This is a genomic window from Streptomyces lothianensis, from assembly GCF_047779955.1.
Lineage (GTDB): Bacteria > Actinomycetota > Actinomycetes > Streptomycetales > Streptomycetaceae > Streptomyces.
This window is the reverse complement of the sequence record NZ_JBLMKT010000041.1, coordinates 46,181-68,650: the sequence shown is the minus strand read 5'-3', so window position 1 is coordinate 68,650 and position 22,470 is coordinate 46,181. Positions and strand designations below refer to the sequence as shown.

Sequence of the window (22,470 nt, the reverse complement as noted above, 5' to 3'; positions counted from 1 at the left end):
GCTGCGCCCGCGCTTCGCGCGAACGACGGGGGTACGGAAACAGGCTCTGTGCGGCCGTACGTCGAGGGCAACCTCAGGCTGCCATCCCGCATTCCCCCGTACGGAGGATCGCATCCCGCGCCCGGGATGCCGCCCGAGCGGCTGCGCGGCCTGTAAGGCCTCACACGGCGGGCTCGACCTCGCGCGGCCTGAGCTCCGCCTCCCCGAGAACGGCCTGCAGATGCTTCTCGGCGAACGGCAGCACCTCCTCGATCGTGACCTCGCGGCCGAGTTCGTACGAGAGCGAAGTCACGCCCGCGTCCCGGATGCCGCACGGGATGATCTTGTCGAACTCGGAGGTGTCCGGGTTCACGTTGAGGGCGAAGCCGTGCATGGTGACGCCCTTGGCGACGCGGATGCCCATCGCGCAGATCTTGCGGTCCTCGGCGCGCTGACCCGCGTTGGACGGCGCGTACTCAGGGCCGTTCAGGCGCGGATCGAACTCGGGGTCCGTGGAGCGCGGGTCGAAGTCCAGCGTGAGGCCGCCGAACCTCGGGCGGTCCTCGACGGGGTCGCCGAGCACCCAGACGCCCGCGCGGCCCTCGACGCGCGAGGTGGCGATGCCGAACTCGGCGCAGACCGCGATCATGGCGTCCTCCAGACGCCGCAGGTGTGCGATCACGTCGACCGGGCGGGGCAGCTTCTGGATCGGGTAGCCGACCAGCTGGCCCGGACCGTGCCAGGTGATCTTGCCGCCGCGGTCGACGTCGATCACCGGCGTGCCGTCGAGGGGGCGCTCCTCGGGGGCGGTGCGGCGGCCCGCGGTGTAGACGGGCAGGTGCTCCAGGAGCAGACAGGTGTCGGGGATCTCGTCCGCGAAGCGGGCGGCGTGCACGCGGCGCTGTTCGTCCCAGGCGACCTGGTAGTCGACCCTGTCCTCGCCGAATCCCATCCGGACGAACTGGAACTCGCTCACGTCGGTGCCTCCACGATCTTGCCTGCCCCTCTGAGGGCACGCCTTGCCTGCACGATGCACGCTTCGCCTACCGTGCAACTGTACGACGCCTCCGGTGTGCGTCGGTTCGGGCACCCAACGGGGTGGGGGCCCAGGGTGGGCGGGCCCGATTGCGCGGGAACCCACGGATGAGCGGGCCACCCGGGGCTTCGCCCCTGGACCCCCTTCCGGGGCTTCGCCCCTTGCCCCCGATCGCGCTGAACGCGCTCGTCCTCAAACTCCCCCCCCACTGCCTCAAGGGCGTGGGAGGTGCCCCCTGGACGGGCTGGCAGTTGCCCCACGGGCCGCGTGCACCCGCGGCCTGCCGGAAGGCGAGGGCGCCCCGCCCCGGGAGGGACCCGTGCTCACACGATCGGATGAATGCGCCCGGATCAGCCCAACACACCCCACTCACCCCGTTACATTCGCGCCGTCCAGCGGCTGGCCCACCGACCTAGCCCACCAGCCCACCCAGCCCCTTGCCGCCGGACCCGAACGGCAGGAGACCGCAGAGCTGATGACGGAACGACCTCAGCAGCGCACGCCCAACCGCCAGCTCGCCGCGCTCATCGCCGAGGCCGGGTTCTCCAATGCCGGGCTGGCCCGCAGGGTCGACCAGCTCGGCTTGGAGCACGGCCTCGATCTGCGCTACGACAAAACCTCCGTGACCCGCTGGCTGCGCGGCCAGCAGCCGCGCGGCACGACGCCCGCGCTGATCGCCGAGGTGTTCACGCGCCGCCTCGGCCGCCGCCTCACCGCCCAGGACCTGGGGCTCGACGCCTGCGCGCCCGTCTACGCGGGCCTGGAGTTCGCCGCCACCCCGCAGGAGGCCGTCGACATCGTCAGCGGTCTGTGGCGCAAGGACTCCGGCAGCCACGCCGAGTTACGGAAGATCGCCTTCACCCCGGCGGGACTCGTCGTGCCCAGCCGTGACTGGCTGATCGGCCGGGCCGACGAACGCGTCGGCCGGCTCGACACGGAGACGCCGCGTGTCCCCGAGCAGGGCCGCCAGAACGTGCCGCAGCAGCGCCGCCAGTCCGAGCGCAGCCCCGGCCTGAAGGTCAGCGGCGGCGACATCGCGGCGCTGCGCTCGGTCGGCGAGCTCTTCCGTGCCCTCGACCACGCCTACGGCGGCGGGCACGCCCGCCAGGCCCTGGTGCGTTATCTGGAGCACGAGGCGGAGCCCATGCTGCGCGGCGTCTACGGCGAGGCCGCGGGCCGCCGCCTGTTCGCCGCCGCGGCCGATCTGACCCGGCTGGCCGGCTGGACCTCGTACGACATCGCGGCGCATGGCCTCGCCCAGCGGTACTTCGTGCAGGCCCTACGGCTCTCGCAGGCGGCCGGGGACCGCGCGTACGGCTCGTATGTGCTCGTGACCATGAGCCGCCAGGCCGTCTATCTCGGGCACGGCCGGGAGGCGGTGCAGCTGGCGCGGGTCGCGCAGCAGGGCATCGGCCCCTCCGCGCCGCCGGCCGTCCAGGCGCTGCTGCACGCGGTGGAGGCGCGCGGGCACGGGGTGCTCGGCGATGTGCGGGCCTGCACAGCCACCCTCGTACGGGCCGAGCGCGCGCTCGACGCGGCACGGCCCGGCGACGACGTCCCGTACTGGGCCCGCTCCTTCGACGAGGCGCAGCTCGCCGACGATCTGGGGCACTGCCACCGGGATCTGCAGCAGTTCCGTGCCGCCGCCCAGAACGCGGAGCGCTCGCTGCAGCTGCGCGCGCCCGGTTTCGCGCGCTCGCGCCTGTTCTGCCGGGTCGTGCTTGCCACCGCGCGCCTGGGCCTCGGCGAGCTCGACCAGGCCTGCGCGCTCGGCGCGGAGGCGGCCCAGCAGGCCTCGGAGATGCGTTCGGTGCGGGCTCTCGAATACGTACGGGACTTCGAGCGCCGTCTTGAGCCGTACCGCGATGCCACTCCCGTACGGGGGTACCGGGACCGCGTGGCGGCGCTCGGGTAGCCGGCCTGGGACGGACGGGACGCCAGGGGGACGGGACGGCGGGGCGGGCGGCGGTGGTCGCGGGGTCAGGCGGCGGCCGGGGCGGTCTCCGCGGTGGGCTCGATGCCGAAGTCGCGGAGCAGGGCGTGGGCCGCCCTGCGGCCGGAGTGGAGGGCGCCCTGGACCGTGCCGGTGTCGCGGTGGTCGCCGCAGACGTACAGGCCGGCCAGAAGCCGCACCGGGCGGCGGACATCGTGCGGGGCGGGCATCGCGGGCACGGCCTCGGGGTCGTGGTGGACGGCGAGCAGTTCCCAGCCGGCGGTGGACGTTCCGTAGAGGCGGGCGAGGTGGGTGCGGACCTCGCGCTCCGGGGGCGGCGGGCCGAGGACGACCGAGGTGATCAGGGGGCGGCCCGCGGGGGCGCGCGAGGGGTCGACCTCGCTGAGCACCGCGGTGTGCGCGACCGGTCCCGAGCGCTCGGCGTCCAGGACCAGCGCGGGTTCGGCGAGCGGGGACTGCTCGGCGGTGTGGTGCAGGACGGTGACGGGGTGGAAGTCCGGCATCCGCAGGCCGGGCAGCAGTTCGGCGGCCTGGCGGGCGCCGGTGGCGAGGACGACGGCGCGGCAGGTGAGTTCGCCGTGGCCCGCGGTGCGCACGGAGGTCGTCGCTATGTCGACTGCCTTCACCCCCGTACGGACCGTGCCGGGCGGCAGTGCGGCGGCGAGCAGCCGCGGCAGGCTGCGGGCGCCGCCCGCGGGGACGCAGAGGCGGCCGCGGGCGTAGCCGCGCAGGGCGAGATCACCGCAGTGGCTCGATGTGGCGGTGAGCGCGGGGTCGCAGAGGAGGGCGGAGAGCAGGGGGCGCAGGAACGTTTCGACGGTGCGTGCGGGCAGGCCGCGGGCCAACAGGGCCTCCAGGGCCGGGAGTTCCGGGCGGGCCAGGACGCGCTCCGTCGACGTGCCGGCGAGACGGGCCAGGGCAGCGCCCAGCCGCGCTTGGTCGAGCGCTCCGCCGAGCGGGGGCCGTGCCGCGCGGGAGCGGACCCGGGGGGCGCTCGCGAGGGCGCGCGCAGCCGTCAGTGCGCCCCTCGCGCTCCGGCGGGGCCGTGCGCCCGTCCGCAGTGCGGACGGCGGCTCCCAACCCCGCTGAAGACGGCCCTCGTTGTATACGAGTGCGCCCGACGAGAAGGGGCGCAGTTCGAGTGCGCCGAGGCCCGGCGTACGGCGCAGCTCCGGATACGACGTGGACAGGAGCCGGCCGATCCGGTCGAGCCGGAAGCCGTCGACCTGCTCGGTCGCCATCCGCCCGCCCACGTCCGGCGCCGCCTCCACCACGAGGGTGCGCACCCCCGCGCCGGTCAGCCGCAGGGCGGCCGAGAGGCCGGCGGCTCCGGCCCCCACGATGATGACGTCGGCGTGGTGCGCGCGGTCCAGCACGTGTGCCTCCCGGAAGCGTCGTGACCGGAGTACTCCTGCCCACCAGGGTTCTTCCGCAACTCCGGCGGGGAATACCCGAGTTCGGCTTCGAAGGGTAGGCGCGCCCGGCTTCGGGGAGTAGTCCCGCGGGTGCGGGGAGTGGTCGCATGGGGGCGCGCGATCAGCCCGTACGGAACGAGCCGCCCCCGTCGGATGCCGGGGCGCCACCCCTCCCCCGCCACCGCCGCCCGTCCGCCCGTCCGCCCGTCCGCCCGTCCGCCCGTCCGCCCGTCCGCCCGCTGAGTATCGACCGCTAACCCTTCTCCGCGACCGCCGCCCGCACCGCTTCCTCGATCGTCGGAAACGCGAACCTGAACCCGGACTCGCTCAGCCGTCCCGGCAGCACCCGATGACTGCCCAGCACGTCCCCGGCCATCTCCCCGAGGACCACGCGCAACGCCACCCGCGGCACCGCGAACACCGTCGGCCGCCGCAGCACCCGCCCCATCGCAGCCGTCGCCTCCCGGTTGGTGACCGGCTCGGGGGCGGTCAGATTCACCGGCCCCGACAGCTCCTCCGTGTCGATGACGTGCCGCAGCGCGGCGACCTCGTCGTGCAGCGCGATGAAGCTCCAGTACTGCCGCCCGCTGCCGAGCCGCCCCCCGAGCCCCGCCTTGAACAGGGGGAACATCCGCCCCCACGCCCCACCGCGCCGCGCCACGACAAGCCCCGAGCGGGTGAACACCGTACGGACCCCGGCCTCGACCGCGGCGCCCGCCGCCTCCTCCCAGGCCACGCAGAGCGAGGGCAGGAACCCCTCCCCCGCAGGCGCGTTCTCGTCCACGGCACGGTCCCCCGTATCGCCGTAGTAGCCGATCGCGCTGCCGTTCACGAAGACCCGCGGCGGCTCGTCGAGGGAGGCGACGGCCTCGGCCAGCGCGGCCGTGCCCAGGACGCGGCTGTCGCGCAGCTCCTTCTTGTACGCGGCGGTCCACCGGTGGTCGCCGACACCGGCCGCGGCCAGATTGACCACCACATCGCAGCCGACGAGGCCGGAGGCCTGCACGTACTGCCGTTTCGGATCCCACTCGGCCTCGTCCGCGGTACGGGCGGGGCGGCGCACCAGGCGTACGACCTCATGGCCGTCGGCCCGCAGCGAGCGGGTCAGGGCCGAGCCGATGAGTCCGGAGGCCCCGGCGACGGCGACACGGAGTTGCGAGGGCTGCGAGGGCTGTGATGACCGCGAGGGCTGTGACTGCTGCGAGGGCTGCGTCATGCCGCCATCCTGCCCGCCCGGCACCCTCCGGGTCACGCCTCGAAAAGGCGCGGCGCCCGGCCGTGGGCGAGTCGTACAGTGATCCGATGTCCTCGCCTCTCATACGCTCCGCCCGCCGCACCGACGAGTCCGCGCTCGCCCGTATCGACCACGCCACCTGGTCGACGCTGCACGCGGTGGCGCCGCGGCCCTCGCCGGACCAGCCGTTCTTCGACGAGCGGCACGGGACCGACGAGTACCTGGTCGCGGAGGTCGACGGCGAGGTCGCCGGCTACATCAGGGTGGTGCCGCCCACCCCGCTGCCCAGCAACGCCCACGTCCGCCAGATCCAGGGCATCGCCGTCGCCGATTCCGCCCGCGGCAAGGGTGTGGCCCGCGCGCTCATCCGCGCGGCATGCGACTGGGCGCTGGACCGCGGCGCCCGGCGGATGACCCTGCGGGTCCTCGGCCACAACACTCCGGCGCGCAGGCTGTACGAGTCGGAGGGGTTCCGGGTGGAGGGGGTGCTGCCGCAGGAGTTCCTGCTCGGCGGGACGTACGTGGACGACGTACTGATGGGGCGGACGCTGGACGCCTGAGACCTTCGGCGCACGCCTGAGACCTTCGGCGCACGCCTGAGACCTTCGGCCCCTGAACCGTCCGCGCCCCACCTCGGGCGAACCGGACCGGACCCTCCTCAGATCCGGACCTGAACCGCCCGGGCCAGCCGGTCATGCAGCCCGCGGCCGTCGCGGTCCCAGACGAGCGGCGGGATCGCCAGGCACAGCAGCACACTGCGGACGATCACACGGAGGAAGCCGAGCCGGTCGCCGTCCTCGGCGAGGACCCGCAGACCCATGATCCGCTTGCCCGGGGTGGAGCCGATGGTGCCGACGGTCAGGACGCTCATCACCAGGAGGACGAGGACCGCCCAGTTCCCGGCGGTCTGGGCCTCACCGCGCGCGAGCAGTCCGTATGCGATCAGCATGCACAGGGCCCAGTCGATGAACAGCGCCGCGATCCTGCGGCCGGGCCGCGCGATCGACCCGGGTCCGTTTTCGGGCAGGCCGAGCTGCTGGCCGCGGTAGCCGAAGTCGACACCCATGTCCTCGGCGGTCTGCCGGGGGCCGGAGAGCCACGATCCGATTGCTTGCCTGTTGTCCACGCGACAACGGTACTGCGCCCCGATTCGTCGCGACCCGGTCGGGTGCCGATCGGGACCGCGACGGCACCCCTGTCACCACCCTGTCACCGCCCTGCCAACGCCCCTGTCACCCCGTGTGAGCCCCCCGTCACCCCTGCGCCGGTTAACTTGGGCGAAACAAATGGGTCATGCTTGAGAAATCCGCCGTCCTTATGGTCGGGTCCAACGTGGGCCACCGCACCGGCCGCACCACGAGGAAGACAGCCCCGGCTCCACCCCGGACCGGGAGTAGGAGGAGCTGGATGTTCCAGAACGCCGACGACGCCAAGAAGTTCATCGCAGACGAGGACGTGAAGTTCGTCGACGTCCGGTTCTGCGACCTGCCGGGTGTGATGCAGCACTTCACGGTGCCCGCGGCGGCGTTCGACCCGGACGAGGAGCTGGCCTTCGACGGTTCGTCGATCCGCGGCTTCCAGGCGATCCACGAGTCCGACATGGCGCTGCGCGCCGACCTGTCGACGGCCCGTGTCGACCCGTTCCGCCGGGACAAGACGCTGAACGTCAACTTCTTCATCCACGACCCGATCACGGGCGAGCAGTACTCCCGCGACCCGCGCAACGTGGCGAAGAAGGCCGAGGCCTACCTCGCCTCCACCGGCATCGCCGACACCGCCTACTTCGGCCCCGAGGCCGAGTTCTACGTCTTCGACTCGGTGCGCTTCGAGACCTCCGCCAACAAGTCGATCTACGAGATCGACTCCGAGGCGGGCGCCTGGAACACCGGCGCGGTCGAGAACAACCGCGGCTACAAGGTCCGCTACAAGGGCGGCTACTTCCCGGCCCCGCCGGTCGACCACTTCGCCGACCTGCGCGCCGAGATCTCCCTGGAGCTGGACCGCCAGGGCCTGCAGGTGGAGCGCCAGCACCACGAGGTGGGCACCGCCGGTCAGGCCGAGATCAACTACAAGTTCAACACGCTGCTCGCCGCGGCCGACGACCTGATGCTCTTCAAGTACATCGTGAAGAACGTCGCCTGGCAGAACGGCAAGACCGCGACCTTCATGCCGAAGCCGATCTTCGGTGACAACGGCTCGGGCATGCACGTCCACCAGTCGCTGTGGCAGGGCGGCTCCCCGCTCTTCTACGACGAGGCCGGTTACGCGGGCCTGTCGGACACCGCCCGCTACTACATCGGCGGCATCCTCAAGCACGCCCCGTCGCTGCTCGCCTTCACGAACCCGACGGTGAACTCGTACCACCGCCTGGTCCCCGGCTTCGAGGCCCCGGTCAACCTGGTCTACTCGCAGCGCAACCGCTCCGCGGCCATGCGTATCCCGATCACGGGCTCGAACCCGAAGGCCAAGCGCGTCGAGTTCCGCGCCCCGGACCCGTCCTCGAACCCGTACCTCGCCTTCTCGGCGCTGCTGCTCGCGGGCCTCGACGGCGTCAAGAACAAGATCGAGCCGGCCGAGCCGATCGACAAGGACCTCTACGAGCTGGCCCCCGAGGAGCACGCGGGCGTCCCGCAGGTCCCGACCTCGCTCCCCGCGGTCCTCGACGCCCTCGAGGCGGACAACGAGTACCTGCAGGCCGGCGGTGTGTTCACCTCCGACCTGATCGAGACCTGGATCGACTACAAGCGCACGAACGAAATCGCCCCGATCCAGCTGCGCCCGCACCCGCACGAGTTCGAGCTGTACTTCGACATCTAAAAAACGCACAGGCCGGCGCCGGATTCCAACGCTCTGCGCCGCATGCGGGCCGTGAGCCGTGGGCCGTGTCCTTCCCCGTCGAGGAGGAGGCCACGGCCCACGGCCGTTCGATGCACGGTTGCCGATCAGCTACGCGACCCATGCGGCATCAGGCCGGCGGGATCGCGCCCTTCGCTCACGCCGACCGCTCCGTACTCCCGTAGTTGATCGAGCACGGTCACTGCCGTATGAACCCAGTGGCCGTCCTGCAGCCGCCCCGCGGCGGGGGCCGGGAAGGCGCTCGCTCGCCGCGTGGTTTGCTGGGGGCATGTCTACGTCTGCACTCGACGACGCCCCCGAGGAGCTGCTCGCCCTCGCTCTCGCCGCCATCCATCACGCCGTCGAATCCCTGCGGGAGACCAAGGGGCAGAGTCTGACGACATTCGTGCTGATCGAGTACGCGGACGGCCGCAAGCTCGTGCGCTGCCGGGCGGACACGTTCGAACGGGAGGCGGAGATCGCCCGGGAGCAGCTGCGGAAGGCCGGTACGGACTGTCTGCGCTATGCGCTGGCACACGACGGGTACTTCACCGTCGACCAGGAACGCTCCGACGCGGTGGTCGTGCAGGCATGGGAGAACAACGGCGAACCGGGCATCCAACTCGCCCAGCGCTACGCGACCGTCCGCCGCAAACTGCGCCTGTCGTGCGAGGTCGTGGGGCATCCGGCGTTCGCGGGGGTTGTGGAGGCGCTGGGCTCCGAGGGGGAGTGAGGCCGTCGCGAGGGACCGGGGCGATCCCGGCAGGCGAGGCACTCCGACAGAGACCGCGACCCCCCTACGACCAGCCCGCCCTCCACCCGCCGCATCGGCACGGCTCCATCGGCACCGCCCCATCGGCACGGCTCCATCGACTCCGTCCGATCTGCACCGCCCGTTCGTACGAATGCGGCAGGCCGGACGGTCACCGCCACGGCTACGTTCGAAGCCTCGTCGATGACCACGGAGGCCCGCATGCCCGATCTCGGCCCTGACGAGCTGGACCGCCGGGTCACGGAGGTGGCGGGGCAGGTGATCGCCTGGCGTCAACACCTGCACCGCCATCCGGAGCTGCCGAACCGCGAGAGTGCGACGGCGAAGCTCATCGAGGACCACCTGCGCTCGCTCGGCCTGGACGAGGTGCGCACCGGTCTCGCCGGTCACGGCGTGGTCGGTGTCCTGCGCGGCGGTGCACCGGGCGACCGTGTCGTCGCGCTGCGGGCCGACATCGATGCGCTGCCGGTCGAGGATTTGTGCGGGGTGCCGTTCGCCTCCCGGACGGTCGACCAGGACTACCCCGGTGGTCCCTTCCCGGTCTCGCACGCCTGCGGTCACGACGCGCACACCGCGATGCTGCTGGGCGCGGCCACCGTGCTGGCCGGGGTGCGCGACCGGCTCCCGGGAACCGTTCTGTTCGTGTTCCAGCCCGCCGAGGAAGGACCGCCCGTCGACGAACAGGGTGGCGCCCTCCAGATGCTGAAGGAGGGCGCGTGCGACGACCCCGTACCGACCATGGCCTTCGGCATGCACGTGGCCCCGTTCCCCAAGGGGGCCGTCGGCTACCGGGTCGGCAACCAGTTCGGCGCCTCCTGCCTGATCAAGATCGTGATCACCGGTCGGCAGGTGCACGGTTCCACGCCGTGGCAGGGCATCGACCCGATGCCCGCGGTCGGCGCCGTCCTCACCGGCATCGGGCAGCTCTACCGGCAGATCACCGCGTTCGACCCGATCACGGTCACCATCGGCCACATCGAGGACGTCGGCCGTTTCAACATCATCGGGCAGACGGTCACACTGTGGGGCACCGTCCGCTGCAGCGTCGAGGCGGACATGACGCAGGTGCAGAAGCGGCTTTCCACGCTGGTCGAGCACACCGCGCAGGCATATCGCTGCACCGGCACCACGGAATACCTCCAGGACGTGCCCGCCGTGCACAACCACCGGGAGTGGGTGGCCGCCGCGCTTCCCACCTTCCGTCGCGTCGTCGGCGAACACAACGTGGCGCGGACCCCGCCGACACTCGGCTACGACGATGTCTCCGAGTTCGTCAACGAGTACGGCGGCCTGTACGTCCTGCTCGGCGTCCAGGACCTGGAGTTCGACAGCGAGGGCGTACCGACGCCGACCGAGGGCGGGCGCGGCATGGCGTTCAACCACAACCCGCACTTCTACGTCGACGACGACACCCTGGCCACCGGCGTGCGCCTCCACGCCCACGTCGTTCTCGACCACCTCAACGGCAGCCTTCTCCCCGGCACCTGAGCCCTCGGTGAACCTGCGCGATGAGGGCCTCTGCCCGTCCCGCGGGGGAAGGCCCTCATCGCGTCGCCGGCTCAGCTCTCCCGCTCCGGGCAGTCGTCGTGCCGCCAAGCGCCGCCCTCTACGTCCAGTGCTCGGGCAGATCGAACCTCGGGTCGTCGCCGACTGCGTACGTCGCCACCGGTCATGGCGTACCCCGCGGCCACATCCGGCTCGTAGTACGCGACCAAAACCGGAGCGCCCCGGCCGCATTCGCCCGCATAGCATCGGCACCTCGGAAGCGAGGTGCGGACATGCACGACACGGTGATCGCCGTCGTACGCGGACAGCTGGACCTGGAGCAGGCAGTGCGGTCCTGGTCGGCCGGGGAGTGGCTCGGCTGGGATCGCACCGTGCGGGACATCGGGCGGTGGCACACGCAGCTCCTCCCGTCGCGGCGGAAGCTGTTCGGAACACAGTCGGGGACAGGGCCAGGGACGGTGGCAGGCCTCGGTGAGGTCGAACGGACCGCGATCGCCCTGTGCCATCCGAATGGTCGGATACGCGAGCGCGCGCTGCAGCGGCCGACCGCGCGCACGGCTCTGCTGCCGCTGGTCGCCGTGCGCTGCGCCGACTGGGCAGACCCTGTGCGGACGTGCGCCCGGCACGTGCTTCTGGAAGCGATGCCCGCGTGCGATGCCGATGCGCTCACGCGTCTCGCCGCTCCCGTGCTGCGACTCGGGAAGCGGGCGCGGGGGGAGTTCGGGGCCGAGCTCCTGCGCAAGGCTGTGGGCCACGGCTCCATAGGGATCCTGCTCGGCTCCCCGGATGTACGCGTGCGGCGTGAGGCCTGTCGCTGGGCCCTGGAGGAACGGTGGCTCGACGCCCGGGAGTCGGCCCGGACGGCGGTCGACGACCCGGACACCGTGGTGCAGCGGCTCTGCGCCGACGCCGCACTGCGTGACGTAACGGAGGCAACTGCCGACGACGTGCTTGGAGCCCTGCTGGCGGCACGGAATCCGCGGGCGCGCTCCGCGGGAGTCACGGCGCTGCGACGGCTCGGGCGGGCCGGGCTGGCGCCTGACTTCCTGACCGACCGCTCGGCGCTCGTACGCGCGTGTGCACGCTATGTCGTACGGCAGGACGGACACGATCCCCACCTGTACTACCAGGAGTTGTGCACGGGTGAGGACGTCACGCCCGGTGCCGTCATCGGGCTGGCCGAGTGCGAGCGGGCCTCGGACGCCGGGACACTGTGGAGGTACGCGGGGCATGAACGGGCGGCCGTACGCGCGCGAGCCGTCGCCGGACTGCGCCTGCTGGACCTGGCGTTCGCCGAACGGCTGCTCCCGCTGATCGACGACGAGTCGCCCGGTGTCGTACGGGAAGCGGTGACCGCTCTGCTGCCGAGCGCGGCGCAGCTGCCCGAGGAGTGGCTCATGCACCGGGTGGCCCCCGGTCGGGCCGCGCGCACGCGCCGTGCCGCGTTCCGGCTGCTCACGCAGAAGGGCGGGCTGCCTCAGCTTCGGGTCGCCGTAAGCCTGCTGGGCGATGAGGACGTGCGGCTGAGGCACTGGGCCGAAATGTCCGTACAGCGGTGGCAGGCCGATGGTGGTGTGCCGCGCGGCGACGCCGAGGTCGCCGCGCTGCTCGATCGCAGCGCCCACCTGTTCGACGACTACGTGCTGCGGCGGCGCAAGTGGGCGGCTGGGATTCGGGCGTAGTGCCGGGGGCGTGGGGTCCGGTAGCAGTCCCCCTCGTCCACGCCTCTCGTCCACGCCTCTCGTCCACGCCCCTCACCCCCGTAGCGCGAACTCTTCCGAGATGCGGTCCCGGTCCGCTCCGGTGGAGAGCAGGAGGCGGAGGAGGATGCGGGACTTGTAGGGGTCCAGGAGGCCGGCGTTGGTCAGGCCTCGGTTCAGGAGGTCGGATTCCGAGCCCGGGGAGGCGTAGGTGGAGGCGAGGGTTGAGCCGGCGCCGGTGCGGGAGGTGAGGATCACCGGGATGTGGGTGGTCAGTTCGCCCAGGACCGGCGCGAGGGCGGCCGGTACGTGGCCGACTCCGTAGGCCGCGAGCACCAGGCCCTGGTGGGTTTCCGGGAGGTGCCGGAGGTGGGGGAGGTGTGCCGCGTCGTCGTCCAGGGTGACCGTGTGGAGGGCGACGCGGGCCATGGCTGACGCCTCGGCTGCCGACGGTAGTGCCGGGAGGCGGGGTGGGCGGGTGAGGAGGCGTGGGGTGCCTTCGATGATGTGGCCGAGCGGGCCCGTGTTCGGGGAGGCGAAGGTCGCCGTGCTGGTGGAGTGGGTCTTGCGGGCCCAACGGGGTGCGTGGATCTCGTCGTTGAAGACCAGGAGCGCGCCCAGGTCGCGGGCCTCGGGGGACGCGGCGACACGTACGGCGGCGAGGAGGTTGGCCGGGCCGTCCGCGCCCGCGAGGGTGGGGTTGCGCATCGCGCCCGTGAGGACCAGGGGCTCGGGGTGCGGCCAGATCAGGTCGAGGAGGTACGAGGTCTCCTCCAGGGTGTCCGTGCCCTGGGTGATGACCACGCCCGCCGCGCCCGCCTGCACCGCCTGCGAGGCCTCTTCGGCGACGGCGAAGAGCTGGGCGAAGGTGAGGTTGGCGCTGGGGACGGCATGGGCGTCGCGGACGTCGAGCGGATGGTCCGCCAGCGCGGGGACGGCGGCCGTGAGTTCGGCGCCGGTCAGGCGCGGGACCACACCGGCGACGGGGTTGCCGGACATGGCGATGGTGCCGCCGAGGGTGAGGAGGGTGATGGTCCCCCGGGCCGTGCTCATTTCAGGCGGTCCTCCAGTTCGGCGAGGTCGGTGACGAACCACGTCTGCGTGCCCCGGTTGCATTCCCGTACGAAGTCGCGCAGCGCGGTGCTCGCGGCCACGTGTGCGGTGATGTCGCCGACCACGGCGAGTTTCACCCCGTACTGGACGAACTTCTGGATGACGTCGCCCGCGAGCCGGGTGCGCAGCACCAAGAAGTCGGGGGCGAAGCGTTCGGCCGGTACGGCGGCCCAGTGCGCACCGCGGTAGCCGGCTTCGCCGATGAGGTCGAGGGCGTCCTGCTCTCGGGCGACGGGGTCGCCTTCGGGCGGCAGGATCAGCACCGGAACGGAGTGGATCAGGCGTACGTCGGGCGAGGCAGGCGGGACAGGCGAGTCGGGTGAGTCGGGTGAGTCCGTCGGGTCGGTCATGGCGTCGAGGTTACGGGGTGGCGCGTGGCCGGGGGCGCCCTGCCGGTGCGGGCAACTGCCGGGCAGGCCGGAGGAGTTCGGCCCGCCCGGCGGTTTCGCGCGGTCGATCAGCGGGTGTAGCGCATCAGCGCGCGCACCATGTGGCAGGTGGTCTCGGACGGCGGGTGGATACCGACGAGGTCCGCGGTGCTGCGGATGCGGTGGTTGTCGGCCTGCTCGGGCCGGTACACGCCCGAGTCGAGCAGGGCTATCGCGAGGCGCATGGCCTTGAGGCGGCGGTTGTGCGAGATGTACCACTCGCGGGGCCGGCCCGCGGGCAGCGCCTTCTTGGCGAACGGCACGTAGGGGACGTCGATCGGCAACGCCGTCTGGGACCGCAGCGGCGACTGGGCTCGGAGTGCGGCAGGGACCATGGGCAACCTCCAGGGGTGGTCGGGAGCCGTGGGGACACCGGCCGCGGCACGGCCGGCACCTTCACGCCCCAAGCTCGAACACTGCTTCTATTCTACTGCCCACCACTGACAAAAGCCCCTGGCCACACGGCCCTTGAGGGTGATCGTGACACTCTCGCGCAGTACGCTTCCCGGCATGGAGATCTGGATCAATCCCGCCTGTTCCAAGTGCCGCAGCGCCCTCTCGCTGCTCGACGCGGAGGGGGCCGAGTACACCGTGCGGCGGTATCTGGAGGACGTGCCGACGCAGGCCGAGATCCGTGACGTGCTGAAGCGGCTCGGCCTCGAACCCTGGGACATCGCCCGCACCCAGGAACCGGTCGCCAAGGAGCTGAACCTGAAGGACCGCGAGGCCTGGCCGCGGGATGAGAGCGGGCGGGCGCGCTGGATCAAAGCGCTCGCCGAGCACCCGAAGCTGATCCAGCGGCCGATCATCACGGCCCAGGACGGCACCGCGGTGGTGGCGCGCTCGGAGGAGGCGGTACGGGACGCGCTCGGGCGCTTTTGAAAGTCCTGGGCCCGGTGGAAGCACGGAGCGCCGACCGGGCCGCTCACCGCGTGAGCGCCGCCTCGGCCTGCGCGAGGATCTCCGTGACCCGCAGGCCGAGGCGTACGTCGCAGGGGTGCGCCACCCCGTTGCGCACGGAGTCGACGAGCGCGTCGATCGCCGTCCCGTAGGAGGCGAGCGGGCCGTCGCCCCACACCTCGGGCAGCCTCGCCACCCCGCGCGCGCCCCGGAACTCGGCGCCCACGCCGGCCGCCGCCTCGGGCGCGGTGAGGCTGAGCGCCATGCTGCCGGCGGCGCCGGAGGTGTGCCGGAGCAGGACCTGGACGGTGTCGGCGGGGCCGCGCAGCGCGGTCACCTCGGTGACGTCACCGAGTACGGGCAGCAGCACGGACAGGGCGTGCGGACCGACGTCCCACAGGGCGCCGCGCTCCCGGCGCCAGGGCGATGCGGCATACGGGCTCTTCACACCGGGCGCGTAGAGGGAGCCGATCCAGTCGACGCGCCCGCTGAACCACCCCTCGCCGCCCGCCTGTTCCTCGATCCAGGGCCCGGCCTGCGCCGAGAAGCGCAGCGTGAAGAAGACCACCGAGGCCACGCCGGCGGCCGCTTCGGCGAGTTCGCGGGCGGCTTCGAAGCCGGTGGCGACGGGCTTGTCGAGCAGCAGGTGGCATCCGGCCCGGGCCGCCCTGGCGGCGAGCGGCGCCTGGACGTCGGGCGGCAGCGCGATGGCGACCGCGTCCACCTCGTCGAACAGCGCCTCCACATCGTCGTAGGCCTGAGTGCCGAGCTCCTTCGCCAGCAGCGCGGCCGCCTCGGGCCGCCGCCCCCAGACGCCGACGAGCCGCACACCGGCGTGTGCGGCGAGCGCGGGGCCGTGGACGCGACTCGCCCAGGGGCCGGTGCCGAGGAGTCCTACGCGCAGGGGCGCGGCTGTCGGGGAGTTCGTCGTGGGGTTCGCCGTAGGGTTCGCCGTAGGTTTCGTCGCCGTGGTGGTCATGGAAAACCATGATGGGGCAGGGCTGGTGCGGTGTTAGGTTCGAGGGGCCGGCCGCGGGACTCCGGTGCGACTTCCGACTCTTGCCTGTACAGCAATGCATTCGCCGCTCGCCCCCTCATTCCCCGGCCGGCTTCGCTTGTTGCACGGGGATCTGGCGGCCGCCTTTCGCTCACGGGGGGCTCGCGGGGGGGACTCATGGAAACGTACGCGGACCTCGTCGCCGCCGAGGACGTGCTCCTCTTCGTCAACGCGGCGATCGCCTCCACCGGCCAGCGCGAGTTCCGCTCCGGCGCGGAGGAGCAGCAGATGTCGCTGGACTTCCTGCACGAGTACGTACGGGTCAACTACCGCGATCTGTACGCCGCCACGCTCGCCCTCGACATCAACGACCACAACGCCGCCCGGATCGTGCAGCAGCTCCTGGTCACGGCGGGCGAGGCGAGCACCGGGCAGAAGCGCACCGAGGGCCGGCTGATCGCGGCGCGACTCGCCGTGCTGCCGCCGCAGCGCGTGTACCGGATCTTCGCCGGGCTGCGCCGCGCGAAGGTCAACAACCGGCGCACCCGGGCCATCATGCGGGACTGGCTGGCCGCGCGCCGGGACGCCGGCTTCGACGCGGTGAAGTACCGCGGCGGTTTCAAGACGGCCGTACGGCATGCGCATCTGCCGCTCGACGAGGAGCTGGGCGACTTCCTGTTCGCGCCGCGTGCCCGCACGCGCTACGAGCGCCCGCTGCTCGACGCCCACCGCCGGGCGCGCCACGAGCAGGGCGCGGTGTACGAGCTGCCGTACACGGTCGCCGAGGGCTTCGCGGCCCGGCACGGCATCCCGCGCGAGGTCTTCCTGGAGCGGATCGCGCCGCGGATGACACGGCACGAGCAGCTGCGGCTGCGGGAGTCCGCGCGCGAGCGCAGGACGGCGCTCGACGTCGATCTGGCGCGGATGCCGCTGACCCGGCTCGCCTCGTACGTGCTGTCCCTCGACCTGTCCGTACGCGCCGAGCGGCGGGCGGAGCTGACCGGTGCGCTGCGGGCGGCCGCGCGCCGGACGGCCGGTCCGTACGCGGGGACGTGGGGGAAGGTCGGGGCGGTGCTCGACGACAGCTTCTCGGCGTACGGCTCGGGGCAGAAGCGGCGCCGCCCGCTCGCAGTGGCGCTCGCCTGCCACTTCCTGCTCGCGGAACTGGCCGGTGAATACGTGCCGTTGTGGACGTCGGGCCGCCGGGACGCGCTGCTCACGTACCCCTACGGACACACCCCGCTCGGCCTGCGCGTCCTGGACGCGCTCGACCACTCCCCCGCCCGCCTGGTGATCGTCTCGGACGGCTGGGACAACGCGCCGCCGGGGCTGGCCGGCGAGGTGCTGCGAGTGTGGCGCAGCCGGCTCGACCCGGAGCGCCGCACCCGTGCGGTGCACCTCAACCCGGTATACGACGCGGCCTCCTTCGACGTGCGGCGGCTCGCGCCGAGCGTGCCGACGGCAGGTGTGCGCGATGCGGAGGATCTGCCCGCGCTGGTGGAGCTGGCGCAGTTCGCGGAGGGGCGGACGGGGCTGTCGGAGCTGCGGGCGTATCTGGACGACAGGATCGAGATGTTCACGAAGAAGCGGCCGGGCGCGGCGGACACCGGGGGCACGGCATGAGCGAGCCGAACCTGACCGGGCCGGGCCCGACCAAGCTGGACCTGACCGGTCTGAGCACGAAGCCCTCGCAGGTGTGGGGCGGGATCCGCCTCGTCCCGCTGGTGCGCGAGAAGCCGATCACGGATCTGCGACTGCGCCGCGAACTGTTCGAGGACGCGCTGCTCGCCGTGGAGCCGGGTGACGGCACGGTCTACACCTCGTACATCCCGCACGGCATGATCGCCGACTGGTCGCGGGACGGCGTCTGGCGGGCCGCGTACGGCACCCAGCTGCACGAGAGCCATGCGGACCTCCTCGACCGGGAGCGCCCGCTTCCCTCCGTGCCGATGCGCCGTCTCGTCCAGCGAGCCGGACCGCAGCGGGTGCGGTTCCTGCCGCTGCACCTGGCGCTCGAGGGCTACCTCTCGCTGCACTTCGGCGGTCCGTCGGTGCAGTGGGAGGAATGGTCGGCGCGGGCGCTGCGGCGCGGCCTGTCGCCGCGCTCCGAGATGACGTTCGAGGGCCATGAGGTCGTGGGACTCGAAGAGGCGCTGCGGATCTTCGAGATCCTGCCCGGGCAGTGCGGAATGATGGTGTACGCGGCCGACGCGCCGGCGGCGGCCTTCGTCGTACCGCATCCCGACGACTACCGGGCGCTGCACGCCACTCTGCTGCAGGACCTGTACGGGGAGCTGGTGTACCAGCACGCGTATTTCGGCCGCCCGGTACCGGAGTTCACCGCGCGCATCGACGGGACCGGGATCAATTCACTCGCGGCGCTGCGTGCGGCAGCCGTCGGGCAGGAGCGGGCCTGGGCGCGCGATCATGACGAGGTGATGGCGGGCGGGCTGCTCGACACCTCGTACGACGTCCGGCCGCTGCGCCGGATGGGCCGCTACCGGCTCGTCCGGTTCCTGCCGCCGTTCGAGCGGCAGCGCGAGCAGCACATCGGGGAGGCGATCACCGATCCGTCGGGGCGGGTCGCGTATCTGAAGACGATGCGGCTGACCGAGAACCAGATCCGGCGCGGGCATCTGCTCTCCCGGCTCGCCCGCAACGAGTGGGAGCTGGAGTCCACGGCGGCGGATCTCGGGGCGACGCCCGCCGAGCTGATCCGGCGGATCGAGGCCGCCGGGTTCGACGGGCTGCTCAAGCGGCGGATCGTCGAGCAGGTGATGCTCGGCGACGACGTGAACCGGTTCACGGACGGCCGTCGGAGGGGCTGACGGGGAAGCTGCGGAGGGGATGCGGAGGGGCTACGGAGCAGCCGAGGACGGGCCGGGCCGGAAGTGCGCCAGGGCTCCGGGTCACGCGCGTAACACGGGGTTCACAGTCGGGCAATGGCCGGGAAATCGCGGATTGCCAAGCTGCGGCCACGGCGTGGGGACCCACCGAGACCCCACGCCACAGGACTGACGCCGCACCGCCGCGACGCCTGCCCATCACCCGCATGCAACGCCCGCAAAGGATGGCGCCCGTGACCTTCAAGGCTGAGTACATCTGGATCGACGGCACCGCGCCGACGGCGAAGCTGCGCTCCAAGACGAAGATCCTGAACACCCCCGTCTCCGGTCTCGCGGACCTGCCGATCTGGGGCTTCGACGGATCGAGCACCAACCAGGCCGAGGGCCACGCCTCCGACTGTGTGCTCAAGCCCGCCTACACCTGCCCGGACCCGATCCGCGGCGGCGAGCACATCCTGGTGCTGTGCGAGGTCCTGAACACGGACATGACGCCGCACGTCTCCAACACCCGTGCGCAGCTGTCCGAGGTGGCGGAGAAGTTCGCCGCGCAGGAGCCGATCTTCGGCATCGAGCAGGAGTACACGTTCTTCGAGGGCGACCGCCCGCTCGGCTTCCCGGCCGGCGGCTTCCCGGCGCCGCAGGGCGGCTACTACTGCGGTGTCGGCGCGGACGAGATCCACGGCCGCGACATCGTCGAGGCGCACCTGGAGCACTGCCTGACGGCCGGTCTCGGGATCTCCGGCATCAACGCCGAGGTCATGCCGGGCCAGTGGGAGTTCCAGGTCGGTCCGCTCGCGCCGCTCCAGGTCGCCGACGAGCTGTGGATCGCGCGCTGGCTGCTGTACCGCACCGCCGAGGACTTCAACGTCTCCGCGACCCTCGACCCGAAGCCGGTCAAGGGCGACTGGAACGGTGCGGGCGCACACACCAACTTCTCCACGAAGGCCATGCGCGAGGGCTACGACGCGATCATCACGGCCTGTGAGGCGCTCGGCGAGGGCTCCAAGCCGCTCGACCACGTCAAGCACTACGGCGCCGGCATCGACGACCGGCTGACCGGCCTGCACGAGACCGCCCCGTGGAACGAGTACAGCTACGGCGTCTCGGACCGCGGCGCCTCGGTGCGTATCCCCTGGCAGGTCGAGCAGGACGGCAAGGGCTACATCGAGGACCGCCGTCCCAACGCCAACGTCGACCCGTATGTCGTGACCCGGCTGATCGTGGACACGTGCTGCACGGGCCTGGAGAAGGCCGGGCAGGTCTGATCCACCGGACAAGACTTCGGCTTCGAGGGCGCCCGTCGTGGAAGTTCACGGCGGGCGCCTTTCGGTGTGCGACACGGGCGCCGTTCGGTGTTCGGCAGGCGGACCTCCCACGGTGTGCGGCGGGCGGGCCTCCTTCGGTGTTCGCTGTCTGCCGTGAGCAGAGGTCCGTTCCGCTCCCCCGTCCGCTCGGGCACGATCGCCGTATGAGACTTCTGATCCTCGGTGGCACCGAGTTCGCAGGACGGGCGGTTACGGAGCGGGCGCTTGCGCGGGGGTGGGAGGTCACCGTCTTCCACCGCGGCAGCCATCCGGCCCCGGACGGGGTGACCGCGGTGCACGGGGACCGCACCGAGACAGGCGGTCTTGACGCACTCGCCGGGGGCGAGTGGGATGCCGTGGTCGACACCTGGTCGAAGGAGCCGGGCGCCGTGCGGGACAGTGCGCGACTGCTCAGGGGGCGCGTGGCGACGTACGCGTATGTGTCGAGTCTGTCGGTGTACACCTGGGCGCCGCCCGCCGGGTTCGACGAGAGCGCTCCGGTGGTGGCGGGTGATCCGGACTCCGGCTCCTGCGAGGACTACGCACAGGCCAAGCGGGGGGCCGAGCTCGCGGTGGAGCGGGAGTTCGGGGCGGAGGGTGCGCTGCATGTGCGGGCCGGGCTGCTGCTCGGGCCGTACGAGAACATCGGGCGGCTGCCCTGGTGGCTGGGGCGGATCGCGCGCGGCGGTCCGGTCCTTGCGCCGGGGCCGCGGGAACTGCCGTTGAGCTACGTGGATGTGCGGGACACGGCCGAGTGGATCCTCGATGCCGTCGAGGCCGGTCTGAGCGGCCCGTACAACATGGTGAGTCCGTCCGGGCACACCACCATGGGCGGGTTCCTCGACTCCGTGGTGGACGTGGTCGGTTCGGATGCCGAGCTGCGCTGGACCGAGCCGCAGGTGATCCTCGATGCCGGGATCGAGCCGTGGACGCAGCTGCCGGTGTGGGTGCCGCCGGGCAGTGACATGCACGACGCCCTGCACACCAGCGATGTCTCCCGTGCGCTCGCCACCGGGCTGCGCTGCCGTCCGGTGCGCGAGACCGTCGCCGACACCTGGGCGTGGCTCCAGGCGATCGGTGGTACGGCTCCGCAACGGCCGGACCGGCCGGGCAAGGGCGTCGATCCCGAGGTGGAGGCCAAGGTGCTCGGCGAGACTCTCTAGTGCCGCATCAGGGACGACGGGTTGACTCGCCAGGGACGGTTGAGACCGCTGGGGCGGTTGAACAGATCCGTGATCCTTCGCGTACCCAGCCCCATGGGACGCATATCTCGTCAAGGATCACACAAACGCTCCAGGCTGGCCGGTCGCGCCCTGGCCGCTTCAACGGCCCTGATTCTGGGGGCCGGTGGCCTGGTGACGGCCAACTTCTACGCCTCGGCGACCGAAGAGCCCGGCGGGCGGGCCGAACAGAGCACGCAGGCCGGGCAGGACAGGGAGGACCGTCGGGGCAGGGAGGACGCGCAGGCCGGTGACGGACAAGCCGGGGACGAACAAGGCGGAAACGGGCAGGCCGGGAACGGTCCCTCGCCCGGGGACTTCGTGCCGATCGAGGACGTCGCGCCGAACGCGGAGGGCATCCGCCCCGGGCGCGGCGCCTCGCAAGGCAGCTTCACCAGCCGCTGCGGGACGAACGAGAACGGCAAGTTCAACCCGGACAACGTCATCGTCGCCCCGGGCGTCCCCAACGGCGCCCAGCACATGCACGACTACATCGGCAACCAGGCCACGGACGCCTTCTCCGACGACGAGGATCTCGCGAACGGCCGGACGACCTGCGACAACCAGCGGGACAGGTCCACCTACTACTGGCCGGTCCTGCGGATCCAGAACGGTCGGGACGAGGACGACGCACAGGCCGACGGCGGCGGCAACGACAAGAACGTGGGCGAGATCCAGACGCCCGAGGACGTCACCCTGGAGTTCGTGGGCAACCCGCGCGGCAGGGTCGTCGCGATGCCGCGCTTCCTGCGGATCATCACCGGCGATGCGAAGGCCTTCACCAACGGCGACGCGAACGCCAACGCCTCCTGGAGCTGCACCGGTTTCGAGGACCGGCAGGTCGCGGACCGGTACCCGCTCTGCCCCGAAGGCTCCAAAGTGGTGCGCACCTTCAGGTTCCAGAGCTGCTGGGACGGGCGGAACACCGACAGCGCCGACCACCGCAGCCATGTGGCCTTCGCCGACGAGGACGGCCGCTGCCCGGACGGGTTCAGGGCCGTACCGCAGCTCGTGCAGCGGATCGTGTACGACGTACCGGCGGAGCCGAACTTCGCGGTGGACTCGTTCCCCGAGCAGCTGCACAAGCCGATCACCGACCACGGCGACTTCATCAACGTCTTCGACGAGGACGAGATGCGGCGCATGGTGGAGTGCATCAACGACGGCCTGCGCTGCCGTTGAGCCCTCGGGACCTGTTCGAGTGACCATCCCAAGACTCACTCGTTCTGCT

20 protein-coding genes are annotated in these 22,470 nt (G+C 71.9%); 12 read left to right on the top strand and 8 right to left on the bottom strand.

Annotated features, from left to right (window positions below):
* Positions 1 to 160 precede the first annotated feature (160 nt).
* A complete protein-coding gene (gene lipB / locus ACLF6P_RS14990) occupies positions 161 to 955 on the bottom strand; it encodes a lipoyl(octanoyl) transferase LipB (RefSeq protein ID WP_415950752.1) in 795 nt (264 codons plus the stop codon).
* A 535-nt stretch (positions 956 to 1,490) separates the two neighbouring features.
* On the opposite strand from lipB, the gene ACLF6P_RS14985 reads away from it, so the two are divergent.
* Positions 1,491 to 2,930, top strand: a complete 1,440-nt coding sequence (locus ACLF6P_RS14985) for a regulator (protein ID WP_415950751.1) — start codon at positions 1,491 to 1,493, stop codon at positions 2,928 to 2,930.
* A gap of 65 nt (positions 2,931 to 2,995) precedes the next feature.
* Here the strand turns inward: ACLF6P_RS14985 and ACLF6P_RS14980 are convergent, their stop codons facing one another.
* Complete coding sequence (locus tag ACLF6P_RS14980) at positions 2,996 to 4,345, bottom strand: NAD(P)/FAD-dependent oxidoreductase (protein WP_415950750.1); 1,350 nt, start codon at positions 4,343 to 4,345, stop codon at positions 2,996 to 2,998.
* 292 nt (positions 4,346 to 4,637) lie between these two features.
* A complete protein-coding gene (locus tag ACLF6P_RS14975) occupies positions 4,638 to 5,600 on the bottom strand; it encodes a TIGR01777 family oxidoreductase (RefSeq protein ID WP_415950749.1) in 963 nt (320 codons plus the stop codon).
* A gap of 86 nt (positions 5,601 to 5,686) precedes the next feature.
* Here ACLF6P_RS14975 and ACLF6P_RS14970 point away from each other — a divergent pair, with 86 nt between their 5' ends.
* On the top strand, positions 5,687 to 6,178 hold the full coding sequence (locus ACLF6P_RS14970) for a GNAT family N-acetyltransferase (protein WP_415950748.1): 492 nt from the start codon (positions 5,687 to 5,689) through the stop codon (positions 6,176 to 6,178).
* A 98-nt stretch (positions 6,179 to 6,276) separates the two neighbouring features.
* Here the strand turns inward: ACLF6P_RS14970 and ACLF6P_RS14965 are convergent, their stop codons facing one another.
* Positions 6,277 to 6,744: an RDD family protein gene (locus ACLF6P_RS14965; protein ID WP_415950747.1), complete on the bottom strand. Its 468-nt coding sequence runs from the start codon at positions 6,742 to 6,744 to the stop codon at positions 6,277 to 6,279.
* A gap of 281 nt (positions 6,745 to 7,025) precedes the next feature.
* On the opposite strand from ACLF6P_RS14965, the gene glnA reads away from it, so the two are divergent.
* The 4 genes from glnA to ACLF6P_RS14945 all read left to right on the top strand — a co-directional run bounded on the left by glnA (position 7,026) and on the right by ACLF6P_RS14945 (position 12,413).
* Positions 7,026 to 8,435 (top strand): type I glutamate--ammonia ligase, encoded by a 1,410-nt coding sequence (glnA, locus tag ACLF6P_RS14960; RefSeq protein WP_415950746.1) that lies wholly within the window; start codon positions 7,026 to 7,028, stop codon positions 8,433 to 8,435.
* A gap of 307 nt (positions 8,436 to 8,742) precedes the next feature.
* Positions 8,743 to 9,186, top strand: coding sequence for a hypothetical protein (locus tag ACLF6P_RS14955; protein WP_415950745.1), 444 nt, complete (start codon positions 8,743 to 8,745; stop codon positions 9,184 to 9,186).
* 222 nt (positions 9,187 to 9,408) lie between these two features.
* Positions 9,409 to 10,713, top strand: coding sequence for a M20 metallopeptidase family protein (locus tag ACLF6P_RS14950; protein WP_415950744.1), 1,305 nt, complete (start codon positions 9,409 to 9,411; stop codon positions 10,711 to 10,713).
* Positions 10,714 to 11,003: 290 nt separating this feature from the next.
* On the top strand, positions 11,004 to 12,413 hold the full coding sequence (locus ACLF6P_RS14945; RefSeq protein WP_415950743.1) for a hypothetical protein: 1,410 nt from the start codon (positions 11,004 to 11,006) through the stop codon (positions 12,411 to 12,413).
* A 72-nt stretch (positions 12,414 to 12,485) separates the two neighbouring features.
* On the opposite strand, the gene ACLF6P_RS14940 is transcribed toward ACLF6P_RS14945, so the two are convergent.
* From ACLF6P_RS14940 to ACLF6P_RS14930, 3 genes are all read right to left on the bottom strand, one after another.
* Entirely contained in the window at positions 12,486 to 13,484 is a 999-nt protein-coding gene (locus tag ACLF6P_RS14940; RefSeq protein WP_415950742.1) for an asparaginase, read from the bottom strand.
* Positions 13,481 to 13,894, bottom strand: a complete 414-nt coding sequence (locus ACLF6P_RS14935) for a DUF4180 domain-containing protein (protein ID WP_415950741.1) — start codon at positions 13,892 to 13,894, stop codon at positions 13,481 to 13,483. Before ACLF6P_RS14935 ends, ACLF6P_RS14940 begins: the two co-directional genes overlap by 4 nt.
* 107 nt (positions 13,895 to 14,001) lie before the next feature.
* Complete coding sequence (locus ACLF6P_RS14930) at positions 14,002 to 14,307, bottom strand: hypothetical protein (RefSeq protein ID WP_415950740.1); 306 nt, start codon at positions 14,305 to 14,307, stop codon at positions 14,002 to 14,004.
* Positions 14,308 to 14,482: 175 nt separating this feature from the next.
* Here ACLF6P_RS14930 and ACLF6P_RS14925 point away from each other — a divergent pair, with 175 nt between their 5' ends.
* A complete protein-coding gene (locus tag ACLF6P_RS14925; RefSeq protein WP_415950739.1) occupies positions 14,483 to 14,854 on the top strand; it encodes an arsenate reductase family protein in 372 nt (123 codons plus the stop codon).
* A 43-nt stretch (positions 14,855 to 14,897) separates the two neighbouring features.
* On the opposite strand, the gene ACLF6P_RS14920 is transcribed toward ACLF6P_RS14925, so the two are convergent.
* A complete protein-coding gene (locus ACLF6P_RS14920) occupies positions 14,898 to 15,851 on the bottom strand; it encodes a Gfo/Idh/MocA family protein (RefSeq protein WP_415950738.1) in 954 nt (317 codons plus the stop codon).
* 195 nt (positions 15,852 to 16,046) lie between these two features.
* Here ACLF6P_RS14920 and ACLF6P_RS14915 point away from each other — a divergent pair, with 195 nt between their 5' ends.
* The 5 genes from ACLF6P_RS14915 to ACLF6P_RS14895 all read left to right on the top strand — a co-directional run bounded on the left by ACLF6P_RS14915 (position 16,047) and on the right by ACLF6P_RS14895 (position 22,421).
* Positions 16,047 to 17,492, top strand: a complete 1,446-nt coding sequence (locus ACLF6P_RS14915) for a hypothetical protein (RefSeq protein ID WP_415950737.1) — start codon at positions 16,047 to 16,049, stop codon at positions 17,490 to 17,492.
* Positions 17,489 to 18,697, top strand: a complete 1,209-nt coding sequence (locus tag ACLF6P_RS14910) for an ARPP-2 domain-containing protein (protein ID WP_415950736.1) — start codon at positions 17,489 to 17,491, stop codon at positions 18,695 to 18,697. Before ACLF6P_RS14915 ends, ACLF6P_RS14910 begins: the two co-directional genes overlap by 4 nt.
* A gap of 251 nt (positions 18,698 to 18,948) precedes the next feature.
* Positions 18,949 to 19,980: a glutamine synthetase gene (glnII, locus tag ACLF6P_RS14905; RefSeq protein WP_415950735.1), complete on the top strand. Its 1,032-nt coding sequence runs from the start codon at positions 18,949 to 18,951 to the stop codon at positions 19,978 to 19,980.
* A gap of 203 nt (positions 19,981 to 20,183) precedes the next feature.
* Positions 20,184 to 21,182, top strand: a complete 999-nt coding sequence (locus ACLF6P_RS14900) for an NAD-dependent epimerase/dehydratase family protein (protein WP_415950734.1) — start codon at positions 20,184 to 20,186, stop codon at positions 21,180 to 21,182.
* A gap of 192 nt (positions 21,183 to 21,374) precedes the next feature.
* Positions 21,375 to 22,421 carry a DUF1996 domain-containing protein gene (locus tag ACLF6P_RS14895; RefSeq protein ID WP_415950733.1) on the top strand — a complete coding sequence of 349 codons (1,047 nt, stop codon included), beginning with the start codon at positions 21,375 to 21,377 and terminating at the stop codon, positions 22,419 to 22,421.
* Positions 22,422 to 22,470 lie beyond the last annotated feature (49 nt).

Coding starts and splice junctions, on each gene's coding strand:
- ACLF6P_RS14940 (WP_415950742.1), bottom strand. CDS start 13,484: ATGAGCACGGCCCGGGGGACCATCACCCTCCTCACCCTCGGCGGCACC.
- ACLF6P_RS14950 (WP_415950744.1), top strand. CDS start 9,409: ATGACCACGGAGGCCCGCATGCCCGATCTCGGCCCTGACGAGCTGGAC.
- ACLF6P_RS14975 (WP_415950749.1), bottom strand. CDS start 5,600: ATGACGCAGCCCTCGCAGCAGTCACAGCCCTCGCGGTCATCACAGCCC.
- ACLF6P_RS14900 (WP_415950734.1), top strand. CDS start 20,184: ATGAGACTTCTGATCCTCGGTGGCACCGAGTTCGCAGGACGGGCGGTT.
- ACLF6P_RS14920 (WP_415950738.1), bottom strand. CDS start 15,851: ATGACCACCACGGCGACGAAACCTACGGCGAACCCTACGGCGAACCCC.
- ACLF6P_RS14985 (WP_415950751.1), top strand. CDS start 1,491: ATGACGGAACGACCTCAGCAGCGCACGCCCAACCGCCAGCTCGCCGCG.
- ACLF6P_RS14910 (WP_415950736.1), top strand. CDS start 17,489: ATGAGCGAGCCGAACCTGACCGGGCCGGGCCCGACCAAGCTGGACCTG.
- ACLF6P_RS14970 (WP_415950748.1), top strand. CDS start 5,687: ATGTCCTCGCCTCTCATACGCTCCGCCCGCCGCACCGACGAGTCCGCG.
- ACLF6P_RS14935 (WP_415950741.1), bottom strand. CDS start 13,894: ATGACCGACCCGACGGACTCACCCGACTCACCCGACTCGCCTGTCCCG.
- ACLF6P_RS14955 (WP_415950745.1), top strand. CDS start 8,743: ATGTCTACGTCTGCACTCGACGACGCCCCCGAGGAGCTGCTCGCCCTC.
- ACLF6P_RS14945 (WP_415950743.1), top strand. CDS start 11,004: ATGCACGACACGGTGATCGCCGTCGTACGCGGACAGCTGGACCTGGAG.
- ACLF6P_RS14925 (WP_415950739.1), top strand. CDS start 14,483: ATGGAGATCTGGATCAATCCCGCCTGTTCCAAGTGCCGCAGCGCCCTC.
- ACLF6P_RS14915 (WP_415950737.1), top strand. CDS start 16,047: ATGGAAACGTACGCGGACCTCGTCGCCGCCGAGGACGTGCTCCTCTTC.
- ACLF6P_RS14930 (WP_415950740.1), bottom strand. CDS start 14,307: ATGGTCCCTGCCGCACTCCGAGCCCAGTCGCCGCTGCGGTCCCAGACG.
- glnA (WP_415950746.1), top strand. CDS start 7,026: ATGTTCCAGAACGCCGACGACGCCAAGAAGTTCATCGCAGACGAGGAC.